The sequence below is a fragment of the Neobacillus sp. MER 74 genome, from assembly GCF_023714155.1.
Genome location: NZ_JAMAUV010000003.1, coordinates 293,631 through 307,610 on the forward strand (window position 1 = coordinate 293,631; position 13,980 = coordinate 307,610).

General features: G+C 42.5%; 13 protein-coding genes. 3 read left to right on the forward strand and 10 right to left on the reverse strand.

From position 1 onward, the window contains the following. Positions 1 to 9 precede the first annotated feature (9 nt). The 9 genes from hprK to M3610_RS08220 form a co-directional block, all read right to left on the reverse strand. Positions 10 to 945, reverse strand: a complete 936-nt coding sequence (hprK, locus tag M3610_RS08180; protein ID WP_098572306.1) for an HPr(Ser) kinase/phosphatase — start codon at positions 943 to 945, stop codon at positions 10 to 12. A 179-nt stretch (positions 946 to 1,124) separates the two neighbouring features. Then, a complete protein-coding gene (locus M3610_RS08185) occupies positions 1,125 to 1,490 on the reverse strand; it encodes a phage holin family protein (RefSeq protein WP_251458119.1) in 366 nt (121 codons plus the stop codon). A gap of 20 nt (positions 1,491 to 1,510) precedes the next feature. Then, the gene (locus tag M3610_RS08190; RefSeq protein ID WP_251458121.1) at positions 1,511 to 2,617 is read right to left on the reverse strand and encodes a DUF4097 family beta strand repeat-containing protein; all 1,107 of its coding nucleotides are present in this window, start codon (positions 2,615 to 2,617) and stop codon (positions 1,511 to 1,513) included. Between the two features lie 343 nt (positions 2,618 to 2,960). Next, positions 2,961 to 5,834, reverse strand: coding sequence for an excinuclease ABC subunit UvrA (gene uvrA / locus M3610_RS08195; protein WP_251458124.1), 2,874 nt, complete (start codon positions 5,832 to 5,834; stop codon positions 2,961 to 2,963). A gap of 7 nt (positions 5,835 to 5,841) precedes the next feature. Then, positions 5,842 to 7,821, reverse strand: a complete 1,980-nt coding sequence (gene uvrB / locus M3610_RS08200; protein WP_098572302.1) for an excinuclease ABC subunit UvrB — start codon at positions 7,819 to 7,821, stop codon at positions 5,842 to 5,844. A 206-nt stretch (positions 7,822 to 8,027) separates the two neighbouring features. Further along, the gene (locus M3610_RS08205; RefSeq protein WP_098572301.1) at positions 8,028 to 8,267 is read right to left on the reverse strand and encodes a DUF2198 family protein; all 240 of its coding nucleotides are present in this window, start codon (positions 8,265 to 8,267) and stop codon (positions 8,028 to 8,030) included. A 102-nt stretch (positions 8,268 to 8,369) separates the two neighbouring features. Beyond that, positions 8,370 to 9,821: a sodium/pantothenate symporter gene (gene panF, locus M3610_RS08210; protein WP_251458127.1), complete on the reverse strand. Its 1,452-nt coding sequence runs from the start codon at positions 9,819 to 9,821 to the stop codon at positions 8,370 to 8,372. Continuing rightward, a complete protein-coding gene (locus tag M3610_RS08215; protein WP_251458130.1) occupies positions 9,818 to 10,102 on the reverse strand; it encodes a YhdT family protein in 285 nt (94 codons plus the stop codon). The genes panF and M3610_RS08215 overlap by 4 nt, the downstream gene beginning before the upstream one ends. 156 nt (positions 10,103 to 10,258) lie before the next feature. After that, positions 10,259 to 11,185: a cation diffusion facilitator family transporter gene (locus M3610_RS08220; RefSeq protein ID WP_251458132.1), complete on the reverse strand. Its 927-nt coding sequence runs from the start codon at positions 11,183 to 11,185 to the stop codon at positions 10,259 to 10,261. Positions 11,186 to 11,571: 386 nt separating this feature from the next. Between M3610_RS08220 and M3610_RS08225 the strand changes: the two genes are divergently transcribed. The 3 genes from M3610_RS08225 (at position 11,572) to M3610_RS08235 (ending at position 13,833) form a co-directional block, all read left to right on the forward strand. Beyond that, positions 11,572 to 12,348: an amino acid ABC transporter substrate-binding protein gene (locus M3610_RS08225; protein ID WP_251458134.1), complete on the forward strand. Its 777-nt coding sequence runs from the start codon at positions 11,572 to 11,574 to the stop codon at positions 12,346 to 12,348. A 63-nt stretch (positions 12,349 to 12,411) separates the two neighbouring features. Next, on the forward strand, positions 12,412 to 13,071 hold the full coding sequence (locus M3610_RS08230) for an amino acid ABC transporter permease (protein ID WP_026567764.1): 660 nt from the start codon (positions 12,412 to 12,414) through the stop codon (positions 13,069 to 13,071). Between the two features lie 15 nt (positions 13,072 to 13,086). Then, on the forward strand, positions 13,087 to 13,833 hold the full coding sequence (locus M3610_RS08235) for an amino acid ABC transporter ATP-binding protein (RefSeq protein ID WP_285851002.1): 747 nt from the start codon (positions 13,087 to 13,089) through the stop codon (positions 13,831 to 13,833). Between the two features lie 40 nt (positions 13,834 to 13,873). On the opposite strand, the gene cydS is transcribed toward M3610_RS08235, so the two are convergent. Then, positions 13,874 to 13,975: a cytochrome bd oxidase small subunit CydS family protein gene (gene cydS / locus M3610_RS28505; RefSeq protein WP_396953636.1), complete on the reverse strand. Its 102-nt coding sequence runs from the start codon at positions 13,973 to 13,975 to the stop codon at positions 13,874 to 13,876. Positions 13,976 to 13,980: the final 5 nt, after the last annotated feature.

The following is a 13,980-nucleotide window of genomic DNA, read 5'->3' on the forward strand; positions in this document are numbered from 1 at the left end:
CTCTTCCCCTTAAATCTCGTCGTGATCGCCGTCTTCAATCACATCAGACAGACGCTCAGTAAATTGCTGCGCCGCATTCACACCCATTCTTTTTAGACGGAAATTCATCGCAGCCACTTCGATAATAACAGCAAGGTTTCGCCCTGGACGAACAGGGATTGTCAACTTTGGTATATCCGTGTCAATGATTCTCATTTTCTCTTCATCTAAACCAAGGCGGTCATATTGCTTTTTTGAATCCCATATTTCTAGATTCATAACGAGGGTAATCCGTTTATTACTGCGAACGGCACCAGCTCCGAATAGAGTCATCACATTGATAATCCCTAAACCGCGGATTTCTAGTAAATGCTCGATTAAATCGGGGGAAGATCCGACTAATGTATCCTGGTCTTCCTGGCGAATTTCGACGCAATCATCCGCGACCAGCCTGTGGCCGCGCTTAACCAATTCTAAGGCCGTTTCACTTTTACCGACACCGCTTTTTCCGGTAATTAATACCCCGATTCCGTAAACATCAACCAATACTCCATGGACAGCAGTAGTTGGTGCCAGCTTACTTTCCAGGTAATTTGTCAAGCGGCTGGAAAAACGGGTGGTCTTCATGCCCACACGTAAAACTGGAACAGATTCACGTTCGGACGCTTCAATCAGCTCTTTTGGTACCTCGATATCTCGGGTGACAATAATCGCTGGAGTGATATCGGTGCATAAACGTTCCATTCTTGAAGCACGTTCGGCGTCAGACAGCATTCCAAAAAAGGAAAGCTCAGTTTTACCTAAGAGCTGAATTCGTTCAGCTGGATAAAATTCAAAATATCCGGCTATTTCAATTCCTGGACGTGAAATATCACTCATGGTGATGGGACGGTTAATTCCCTCTTCGCCGCTAACTAATTCAAGTTTAAACTTCTCGACTATATCTTTGGTACGTACTTTTGGCAACGAAACATCCTCCTCAAACGGATTAAGTTTATTCTAAAAATTCCATTTCCACTTATTTTAGCATTTTTTATTAAATTACCATACTTTCATGTCTAAAAAATTAGCATACTGCTGCTTGGGTATTTCTACCATATAAATGGGGTGCCCACTTTTTAAAGCGGGCACCCTGGTATTAACTATTAATCCTTGGATTTCCTTGCTGGCTGGAGAAGTGTTTTTTGAATGATCAAGTTTACAAGTGACATCAGGATAGCAAAGAAGAAGGCCATCCCAAAACTGGAAATCTCAAAGGCTTCGCCCATCAAATAATCTGTCAGCTCCAGCGTAATCGCATTGATCACAAATAGAAACAGCCCCAATGATACAACTGTCACTGGCAGGGTGAGCAGAATCAGGATCGGTCGTACCAAAACATTTAAGATGGATAATAAAATGCTTGCCTGAAGAGCGGCCATAAATCCTGTTAATTGAAAGCTTTCGTGAAAATAACCTGCTAGTGCCATAAACAACACTGCATTAATCAAACACCCAATCAGCCATCTCATTTTTCGGCATCTCCTAGTAATTATTCTTGTGATTTGTGAATGGTGATGGAACCCGTTTTTGTGTCTGCATAGATTTTCATCATTTTATCAGGATGATTAATGGATTTAAAGCGAAGCGACTTTTGAATCATTTCACTCTTCTCTTCCAGTACTTGAACACCAACGAGCTCTACATTAAATCCGCCAATATTCGTCTTCAATTCCCCATTTACCGGCAGATTATCTGGGATGTAAAGGTCGATTCCACCCGTTGTCGCTTTTACTTGAATCAACTCGGTGCGACTGCCGCTGATATTGCAGCTGATATTCCCGTGAAAGGACTGCGTTCCCACCCTTTTAAAGTCACCATCGAGTTTGATTGCCCCGTTAATGGTCTCCGCTTCGAGGTCATCGAACAAACTGCCGATAATTTTAATTTTTCCGTTTGCCGTTTCCACCTCTGCTTTATTACCATGAACTCGGTCAAGGTTTATTTTTCCATTAGCAGTTTTGACCCTTAGGTCAGCAACATTGATATCTTCTCCGCTGACTGCTCCATTAAAAATTCTGATGCGCATACGGTCATACTGAGCTTTTGGTACAAAAATGGTTGAGTCTGCCTTCATCCATTTTTGCTGGGTCATAAAACTTAATTTTTGATTTTCCACTGAAAAAATCGTGTCTCTTAAAAAGTTCTGCCTTGCTTGGTCTGAGTTTTCAACCCGAAATACCTTCGCTTGACATTCAATCCTTACATCCGGTTGGTCCCAAGCCGCTAGTTTAACGGAGCCATTCGCCACGTCAATATCGACCTCTTTCAGATCGGCATCACCGTGGTGAAAAATATGGGAGATCTCTACTGATTGACCAAAGTTTAAATCAAAATCAAAATCTTTGATTTTTTTTAAGGCAGAATCGACAAAATCAAAAATCTTTACCTTGGTCGATTGGAATTTCGCCTGAAAAGGATCTTCCTTCTTGGCTTCCTCGAAATTTACAACGGTGGAAAGCTCATTCACGATGTCCTCCTGCTTCTGCTCCATCGTTTTTTGTGCTTTTTCTAATTCATCCAGCAAGGAGACAGCTTCTTCGACGGTCAATTTTCCTTCTTCAACCATTTTTAATATCCGCACTTTTTCCTCTTTCATATTTCCCCACCTCAGCATCAAAAAATTTGTGTCACTTTATGCTTATTCAGTAATGATTATTATTATCCTTTATCTATTATTTACGAAAAAGGAAGCAGATTAGTTTCGTAATTTTTTAATTAAGAACAAGCAAGATTTTTTTGATCCAGAGTGCCGAGGGGGGGGGGATTTCGCCGATTGGAGCTGGAATTTCGCCAACTTGAAGCGGCATTTCGCCGAACTTTCAATTTATTTCGCCGAAGTCGGAACGGTTTTCGCCGATTGGCACCATAATTTCGCCATGACAAATTTACAGACTTCCTTAACCGAAAAATGACATAAAAAAAAGAGCCTAAGGCTCTTTTTATGCTTTTATAGCACTCTTATCTTCTATTTGCTGTTTCATTCGAAGGCGGTCCCGCTCAAGAATCGGCTTTAAGTATTTTCCCGTGTACGATTCCCGAACTTCCGCCACTTTTTCAGGAGTTCCCGTGGCGACGATTGTTCCGCCCTTATCTCCGCCTTCTGGTCCTAGATCGACAAGGTAATCAGCGGCCTTTATGACATCGAGGTTATGCTCAATCACAAGGACCGTGTCGCCATTTTCAACTAAGCGCTGCAGCACAACGAGCAAACGAGAAATATCATCGACATGAAGACCCGTTGTCGGTTCATCGAGAATATAGAAGGATTTGCCTGACGATCGGCGGTGCAGTTCTGATGCTAATTTGACACGCTGGGCTTCCCCTCCGGATAGAGTTGTTGCCGGCTGACCAAGTTTAACGTAACCAAGGCCGACATCCAAGATGGTTTGCAGTTTACGGCTTATTTTCGGAATGTTCTCGAAAAATTCTACTGCCGCTTCCACGGTCATATCGAGAATGTCCGAAACATTCTTCCCTTTGTACTTTACTTCTAACGTTTCACGGTTATAACGTTTGCCATGGCAAATTTCGCAAGGTACATACACATCTGGCAAGAAGTGCATTTCAATTTTAATGATTCCATCGCCGCGGCAGGCCTCACAGCGGCCGCCCTTCACATTAAAACTGAAGCGTCCCTTTTTATAACCGCGGACCTTCGCCTCGTTTGTGTTCGCAAACACATCACGAACATCATCAAAAACACCCGTATATGTTGCTGGGTTCGAACGCGGTGTTCGGCCAATTGGCGATTGATCGATGTCAATGACTTTCTCTAAATAATCGATGCCTTTAATACTCTTATGTTCACCAGGCTTTGTTTTTGCATGATGAAGCTTTTGGGCCAATGATTTATGTAAGATCTCGTTAATAAGGGTACTCTTCCCAGAACCAGACACGCCTGTAATTGCAATAAACATCCCAAGTGGCAGCTTCACATTGACATTTTTTAAATTGTTTTCCGATGCACCCTTGATTTCAATAAAGCGGCCATCCGGCTTGCGTCGTTCTAAGGGAAGCGGGATAAACTTCTTCCCTGATAAGTATTGACCTGTTAATGAATGAGGATCTGCCATGACTTCGGCTGGTGTTCCAGCAGAAACGATTTCTCCGCCATGAACCCCGGCACCCGGACCGATATCAATCAGGTAATCGGCCGCAATCATCGTGTCTTCATCATGCTCAACCACAATCAAAGTGTTGCCGATATCGCGCATATTTTGCAGCGTTCCAATTAAGCGGTCATTATCCCGTTGATGAAGCCCAATCGACGGTTCATCCAAGATATATAAGACACCGGTTAAACGCGAACCGATTTGTGTGGCTAAGCGAATCCGCTGGGCCTCCCCGCCTGACAGTGTACCAGCAGTCCGGCTCAATGTTAAATAATCGAGACCGACATTAATTAAGAAGCCAAGCCGCTCACTGATTTCATTGAAGATCAGTTTGGCAATTTGCATTTCTTTATCAGAAAGCGTTAATTCTGCAAAAAATTGATTGGCCTCTTCAATGGAAAGGTCGGTAATTTGGGCAATATGGCGGCCATTAATAAGGACGGCCAAGGTTTCTTTTTTCAATCGATAACCCTTACAGGTTGGACATGGTTTTTGACCCATATATTTTTCCATTTGCTCCCGGATATAATCGGAGCTGGTTTCTTTATAACGACGCTCAACATTGCGGATAACACCTTCAAATTCAATATTCCCCTCGCGGACTTGTCCAAAATCATTTTCATAGCGGAAATAGATTTTTTCACGGCCGCCTCCATAGAGAACTTTTTCCAAAAGGTGCTCCGGGATATCCTTCACAGGGATATTCATATCTACACCGAAATGATCACATACTGCCTCAAGCAGCTGCGGGTAGTACTGAGAGCTGGTTGGTTCCCACGGCGCAATCGCATGCTCCTTCAGTGTCAAGTCGCAGTTGGGGATGACAAGTTCCACATCGACTTCGAGCTTAGAACCGAGTCCGTCACATTCAGGGCAGGCACCAAACGGACTATTGAACGAAAACATCCGCGGCTCTAGTTCTCCAATCGAAAAACCACAATGCGGACAGGCATGATTTTCACTGAACAACAGTTCTTCTTGCCCAATCACATCGACGATGACCTTTCCTTCGCCTAGTTTTAGTGCCGTTTCGAGGGAATCAGCAATCCGTGCTGAGACCCCTTCCTTGACAACAATCCGGTCAATAATAACTTCAATCGAATGCTTTTTATTTTTCTCTAACTCAATCTCATCGCCAAGGTCGAGCATTTCCCCGTCAACTCGGACGCGGACAAAGCCTTGTTTTTTAATGTCTTCGAGCACCTTCACATGCGTTCCCTTTCGGCCAGACACCACCGGGGCTAAGATTTGCATTTTGGTCCGTTCGGGGTATTCTAAAATCCGGTCAACCATCTGCTCAATCGTCTGTGAGGAGATTTCAATTCCATGGATTGGACACGTTGGATGCCCGACCCTTGCATATAATAACCGCAAATAATCATAGATTTCTGTCACCGTACCGACCGTCGAACGGGGGTTACGGCTTGTTGTTTTTTGATCGATGGAGATTGCCGGGGAGAGACCCTCAATCGCATCCACATCCGGTTTATCCATCTGGCCTAGAAATTGCCGTGCATAGGCAGAAAGGGATTCGACGTAGCGTCTTTGCCCCTCGGCATAAATCGTATCAAAGGCGAGCGAGGACTTCCCAGACCCGGAAAGTCCTGTTAAGACAACAAGCTTATCTCTCGGAATGGTGACATCAATATTTTTCAAATTGTGGGCTCTAGCGCCTTTCACAATCAGTTTTTCCATTGCCATTTATACGTCATCCTTCCGCTTTCAATTCCAAAATTAAATCACGAAGCTCAGCCGCCCGTTCGAAATTAAGCGCTTTGGCTTCGACCTTCATTTCTTTTTCCATTGTGGCAATTAATTTTTCTCTTTCTTTCTTGTTCATCTTACTAAATGATGCCGCTGGTTTGTAATCTTCCTGCTCCTCAGCTGCATGTGTAGCACGGATGACGTCACGAATATCTTTTTGAATCGTCATTGGGACAATTCCATGCTTTTGGTTGTACTCTTCTTGGATGGCACGGCGGCGCCTTGTTTCTGTGATCGCTAATTCCATGGAATTCGTGATCTTGTCAGCGTACATGATGACATGTCCCTGGGCATTCCGGGCGGCACGGCCAATCGTTTGAATTAACGAACGTTCCGAACGAAGGAAGCCTTCTTTGTCGGCATCAAGGATGGCTATCAGTGATACCTCTGGGATGTCCAACCCTTCCCTCAGTAAGTTTATCCCGATGAGAACATCATATTTACCGAGACGCAGCTCCCGAATAATTTCAATCCGCTCGAGCGTCTTTACCTCCGAATGCAGATATTGTACTTTAATGCCGATTTCCTTCAAGTAATCTGTTAGATCTTCGGACATTTTTTTCGTCAAGGTGGTCACAAGGACACGTTCATTTCTCCGTATCCGTTCGTGAATTTCGCCAATCAAGTCATCAATCTGCCCTTCAATTGGACGAACCTCAATCGTAGGGTCTAATAGTCCTGTCGGGCGGATAATTTGTGAAACCATTTCCGGTGTATGTTCCAACTCGTACGGCCCAGGTGTGGCCGAAACATAGATGATATTGTGAATATGCTTTTCAAACTCATCAAACATTAACGGCCGGTTATCAAGGGCCGATGGCAGACGAAAGCCGTGATCCACAAGCACCTGTTTCCGCGCTTTATCTCCATTAAACATACCTCTCACTTGCGGCAAAGTAACATGCGACTCGTCAATCACCATCAAAAAGTCCTTTGGAAAATAGTCAAGCAAGGTATAAGGAGTGGATCCTGCTTCTCTTAACGTTAAATGGCGTGAATAATTCTCAATCCCTGAGCAAAAGCCCATTTCCCGCATCATTTCCAGGTCATAGCGTGTCCTTTGTTCAAGACGCTGGGCTTCGAGCAATTTATTATCCTCGCGCAGTTCTTCGAGACGTACTTCAAGTTCTTTTTCAATATTTTCAATCGCAATTCTCAGCTTTTCTTCCCTTGTAACGAAGTGGGAGGCAGGGAAAATCGCGACATGTTCCCGTTCACCCATAATCTCGCCTGTGAGCGCATCGACTTCTCGAATTCGATCGATTTCATCACCAAAAAACTCGACACGAAGGCAATGCTCGTCACGAGAAGCAGGGAAAATCTCGACCACATCGCCACGGACACGGAAGGTTCCCCGCTTGAAGTCAATATCATTTCGGTCATATTGGATATCGACTAAACGACGTAACAGCTGATTGCGCTCTATTTCCATTCCTGTTCGAAGCGATAGCACCATTTCTCGATATTCTTCCGGAGAACCCAAACCATAAATACAAGAAACCGAGGCAATTACGATCACATCTTTCCGTTCGAAGAGGGAAGATGTCGCTGAGTGGCGCAATTTATCAATTTCATCATTGATACTGGCATCTTTTTCAATGAATGTATCCGTCTGTGGAACGTAAGCTTCTGGCTGAAAGTAGTCATAGTAACTGACAAAATATTCAACCGCATTGTTTGGAAAAAATTCTTTGAACTCACTGTAGAGCTGTCCAGCGAGGGTCTTGTTATGAGCGATAATAAGCGTTGGTTTATTTACCTCTTTAATCACATTTGAAATTGTAAATGTTTTTCCCGTACCTGTCGCACCAAGCAATGTCTGTTCTTTTTTATTATTCTTGAGCCCGTCAACTAATTGTCTGATCGCCTCCGGCTGATCCCCTTGAGGCGAGTATTTTGACACTAATTCAAATTGATCTTTCACGAATCTTCCCTCCCGTAAAATCAATCACTTTTCAGCATATGTACCTTGTTATGGACCGGGATGGATGCTTTCAAGTGTATCCTCTCAAATTCATATCTACATTTTACCACATTCCCCTAAAAACAAACCAATAATATGCGAACGAATATTCGATTTCATTAAAAAAAGCCTGTCATTTTACTGACAGACTTGGATTGTTTCAATGCTTAGGTCTTCTTCAATGCCCTTTGCCTCATTTTATCAGCCAGCCAAAAACCTGCAGTTAACGAAAAAGCATCCACCACGATAATCATAAACGTGTTGGTATAACCTTTATATACTGAAGTGGCAATGAGAGCCACAGTCAAGATGAGCCCAATCACTCGATTATAAGTGACACGTGTAAAAAGCAAGACGAGCAGCCCTGGAAGAATAAGCGCTGAGAAAATTCGAATAACGGTTTCCAATGAGTACACCTCATTCAATTGATACTATTCATTTATTCTAAAAATTAATTCACAAAATTGCAACAAAAAGAATAGCTGAAACTTCCATACCAACGTTCTTCGCTATTTTTCCATACTCACATGCATTTTCCCTTCTTTTGGCTGAGTAAATAGACTAGTTATTACAAATCCCAAAAGTGAAAGTAGGATCGGGAAGACAACGGTGTGAAAGCCAAATGGATTTGGATAAAGTTGATCCAATAAAATGTATGACCCCATCCCTAAAATCATCGAAGTGATGGCTCCGTACTTATTGCCCCTGCTCCAATATAAGCCTAAAACCACCGGCCAAATAAAGACCGACTCAAGCCCTCCAAAAGAAAACAGATTCAACCAAACAATCAAATCTGGCGGGCTTAAGGAGAACAATATGACAATAATTCCAATAATCGCCGTTACGCTAAAACTAACCTTTTTCACAAGATCATTCCCTGCGTCAGGCTTGATGTAATTTAAATAGACATCTTTCACTAAAGCAGAGCTAACCAAAATCAATAAGGCATCCACAGTCGACATAATCGCAGCCATTGGCGCAGCAAGAACAATACCTGCCGCATATGGCGGCAGTACTTTCATCGATAACATCGGCATAACCGTATCCCCAATTTTCACACCTGGGAGAACGGGTCTGGCGAACACGCCAATGAGATGCATACCAAGCATGATAAACCCGACCACAATGGTTCCAATAATAATGGCACTGTGCATCGCCTTTGAATTTTTATAGGACATCGCTCGGACGGCAATTTGCGGCAAGCCGACGACACCAATCCCTACTAAAATCCAAAAGGAAGAAACGAAGGTTGGTGTCAAACTCCGCTCAGCCCCAAAGGGACTGATTAAATTAGGATTTTCTGCTGCCAAGTCTGAGATAATCTTTGGGATTCCTCCACCAGCCTTAATCGTTGCGATTAAAAGGATTAATGTTCCACCAAACATAACCACACCTTGGATGGTATCTGTAATGGCAACCGCTCGAAAGCCGCCGACAATCACAAAGACGAGAACCGAAAAGGCAAAGATTAATAGAGCGGTCGTGTAGGGTAATCCTGTTAAACTTTCTACCAAACGTGCTCCGCCAATCCATTGCGCGGTCATCGATGAAAATAGAAAAATAATGATACTCGCTGCTGACATTAATACCACTGCTTTACTTTTGTACCTCTCTTTTAAAAAGTCAATCAGGGTGATGGCTTTGTATTGACGAGAAATAATGGCAAACTTCTTACCTAGGACCATTAATGTAAAATATCCAGTGGCTAATTGGGCCATGGCTAGGAGAACCCAGCCTAATCCTTGCGTATAAGCTACACCTGGACCACCGATGAAACTGCTGGCACTGCCATATGTCGCCACCATCGTCATTGCCAATATGAAACCGCCCATTTGACGTTCCCCTAGAAAGTACTCCTCTAAGAATGAATGAGATTTAATGACAAATTTATTTGACCACATGCCAACAGCAAAGATAATGAATAAGAAAATTAAAAGCGGCGTAATGACGGCCCAATTCATTTGATTCCCCCCTCTTCTTCATCAAAGGGAACATCCTTGAATAATACTTTTACCGTAAAAATAACAAGTATAACCATCATAACAAAACCTACGATACAACTATAAAAAAACCAAGCAGGCAACCCCCATATGTATGTGTAATTTTCTACTTTGGTTGAACCGAGACCATAGGCAAAGCCGTACCACCAAAGAAAATTAATTAAAACAAGGATTATTCCAATCACAGCTTCCCTGTGAGCAATTTTGAAACGCTTGTCTTGTGGATAACCACTTTTCTTCATTGTCTTCCTCCTAGCTGAAAACTCATCTGTCATATTCATGTTATTTTTAACTAATAAAGAAAAAATAACCAATCTAATCCTAAATGAAAATGAACAAACACGCAAAGAAAAAAACCTATCTGGTTTGCGGATAGGTTTTTGGGAAGGATGTATTATTTAATTACATGTCCCATGCGGGCTAGGGCAGCCGTTTGCTTCTTTTTCTATTTGGATGGTGCTGTGTTCGATGTGAAATTGGTCGTGAAGAATCTTTTGGGATTGGGAGAGGATATCATCATGAACACCGTTATCTAGTATGGAAATATGGCAGCTCAAGACGGGATACCCAGAGGTAATTGTCCAAATGTGCAAATCATGGACTTCCTTTACGAATGGGATCTTTTTAAGTTCCTCTTTCACATGACTAATATCAATCTGTGATGGCGCCCCCTCCATTAAGATATGAAACGAGTCCTTCATCACCCTGTACCCACTGAGGAGAATCAAGACAGCAACAATGACACTCGCGATTGGGTCGGCAATCCCCCAGCCGAAAAACATAATCAATAATGCTGCAACAATCGCTCCCACCGATCCCAGCATATCTCCTAGGACATGCAAGAAAGCACTTCTGACATTCAGGTTTTCGTCCTTGTCACCCTTCATTAATATCCAAGCAGCGATAATGTTTACAATCAGCCCCGTCACAGATATCATCAGCATTCCAGTACTTTGCACCTCTGGAGGATCGAAGAAGCGTTGGAACGCCTCAAAAAAGATATAGATGGAAATAACCACAAGTGTTAAGCCGTTCAGGGCTGCAGCAATAATTTCAAAGCGTTTATAGCCATACGTCTTTTCCTGCGATACCTGTTTCTCACCGAGCTTAATGGCAAAAAAGCTTAACCCCAGTGCGGCCGCGTCACTCAGCATATGCCCTGCATCTGACAAGAGCGCCAAACTGTTTGTTAACAGTCCTCCAATTACTTCCACGATCATAAAGGCTGCAATTAATAGGAAGGAACTCAACAATGCATGTTTATTACTCGTATGTGAATGTCCGTGCGAATGGCCATGTGAATGACCATGATGATGATGACCCATGTTAATCCCCCCCGAGCTCTCTGATTAGAGTGGCTCATTTATTTATCTTTTTCTAAATCGAAAATATTACGATTAACGCTAGTGTTTTCTATTCTTAATATTTTGATGTATGCCTCTAAAACGGCCGGTATAACCGCCCAAAGAGACCGTCCATCATTCAAAGGTTCGTTTGATTATATGATATTCAAATGGTGGTTTGATTGTCAATCATTTTCCACATTATTCATTTAAAAAGAAAGCGTTCGTTTCCTTAATTAAAATTTTTAATTTTCCCACTATTAACAGAGCTATTGTATTCAATAATGTTATAGCGTTATAATATGTTAGTGTAATAATACGGTAACGTGCTAAAGTAAATTATTAATAGATAAGGTGGTAGTATGAATATGAAACGTTTATCAACAATTGTTTTAGTCATAGCAGCATTATTCTCCATCCTTACGGGTTGTTCCTCTAAAACATCTGAAGCAAAGGACAACACGTTGGTCATTGGGATCGATGATAAATTTGCTCCAATGGGGTTCCGGGATAAAGATAACAAGATTGTTGGTTTTGACATTGATTATGCCAGTGCAGCAGCCAAAAAAATGGGGAAAAAGGTAAAGTTCCAACCGATTGATTGGAGTACAAAAGAAGCGGAACTTAGCAGTGGAAGAATTGACCTCATTTGGAACGGATACACTATTACAGATGAACGTAAAAAGAAAGTTCTTTTCACAAAGCCATACTTAAAAAATGCCCAAGTGGTTGTGACCAAGGCTGATTCAAAGCTAACTAAATTAAACGATTTAGCGGGTAAAGTAGTCGGCCTGCAAACACTGTCTTCCGCATCGGATGCTTTAGATGCTTCACCAATCAAAGCAAACATAAAGACCGTAACCGAGTTTTCAGATAATGTCCAAGCTTTAACCGATTTAAAGAGCGGCCGGTTGGATGCAGTCGTTATTGATGAAGTTGTCATTGATTATTATATGTCGAAAGAAAAAGAAGCCTTCAAGATTCTTAATGAATCATTAGCTCCTGAAGAATACGGAATTGGCGTTAAAAAAGGGAATGAAGACTTACTGAAAGACCTGCAAAAAGCACTCGACGAGATGAATGAGGATGGCACAGCTGCCCAAATTTCAGAAAAGTGGTTTGGCGAAAATAAAGTATTAAACTAATAACGAATATAGAGCGAACAGGATTTCCATAGGGAACCCTGTTTTGCTTTTGGAGGAAATCAAATGTCTGTTGATTATCTAATTTCCATACTAAAACCGATGCTCGAAGGGGCACAGATGACCATCCTCTTGTTTTTGATTGCCATTGTCGTGTCCATTCCGCTCGGGTTTGTTTTAACGCTAGCTGTCGGCAGCCGTTTTAAACCACTCTCCTTGCTTGCAGAAGGCTATATTTATGTGATGCGTGGAACACCGCTGCTACTTCAATTGTTATTTATCTGTTTTGGGCTGCCGATGATTCCAGTGGTTGGTGAATATTTAGTATTGGATCGCTTTGTTGCTGCCTGTATCGGTTTCATCTTGAACTATGCCGCTTATTTTGCTGAAATCTTCCGCGGTGGGCTGCTTGCGATTGATAAAGGCCAATATGAGGCATCACAAGTCCTTGGCTTAAATAAATGGCAGACCTTAACGCGGGTCATCCTGCCGCAAATGTTCCGGATTGCCCTTCCATCCGTTGCCAACGAATCGGTGACGTTAGTGAAAGATACCGCCCTCCTCTATGCGGTTGCTGTTCCTGAATTGCTGCATTTTGCGCAAACAGCGGTCAATCGTGACTTTACCATTGTTCCGTTCTTCGTCGCTGGAATTATTTATTTGATCATGACGCTTCTGTTAACCATGGTCTTTAAAGGGCTCGAAAAACGGTTCAAATTTGAATAAGAAGGAGCGGTGAAGATGCCTATTATTGAAATATCTAACCTAAAAAAATCATATGGAAACCTAGATGTTTTAAAAAATATTACATTTGATGTTCATAAAAATGATGTTGTTGCGGTAATCGGTCCATCTGGTTCAGGAAAAAGTACGATGCTCCGCAGTTTGGCCCATCTGGAAAAAATAGATGCTGGAAGCATTGTTGTTTCTGGAAAGCATTTAGTGAAAGATGGCATTTACGCAAATCCGCAAGAATTAAAAGAAATTAATGCAAGAATGGGGATGGTTTTTCAGCATTTCAACCTCTTCCCACACCTTACCGTGAAAGAGAATTTGGAACTTGCCCCTAAAATGCTGAAGAAAGAATCCGCTGCTGCTATTCAAAAAAGAAGCAGTGAACTCCTTGATAAAATTGGTCTTGCTGACCGGGCCAATGCCTATCCGGCAAAACTATCAGGCGGACAGAAACAACGTGTAGCCATCGCCCGGGCACTTATGTTAAATCCAGAAATTCTGCTCTTTGATGAGCCGACTTCTGCCTTAGACCCTGAATTGACGGGTGAGGTGTTGAAAGTCATGAAGGATTTGGCGGAGGAACACATGACGATGATTGTCGTCACTCACGAGATGGGCTTTGCGCAGGGAGTTGCAAATAGAGTTATCTTTATGGATAACGGGGAGATTGTTGAATCAGGTTCGCCTGCAGAGCTGTTTACGAACCCGAAGAATGAACGGACAAAGGCCTTTTTACAACGTAGTCTGAAATAATCCTTTACACCAAAAAACGGCTGATCGCTCAGCCGTTTTTTTATTTTTCTACCAAACCATCCTTTAGTGCCACCCAAAACGCCACGCCAATCGATGCAAACATGACCAGAAACGGGGCATAAAATAGCAAAAAATCATCCATCACAT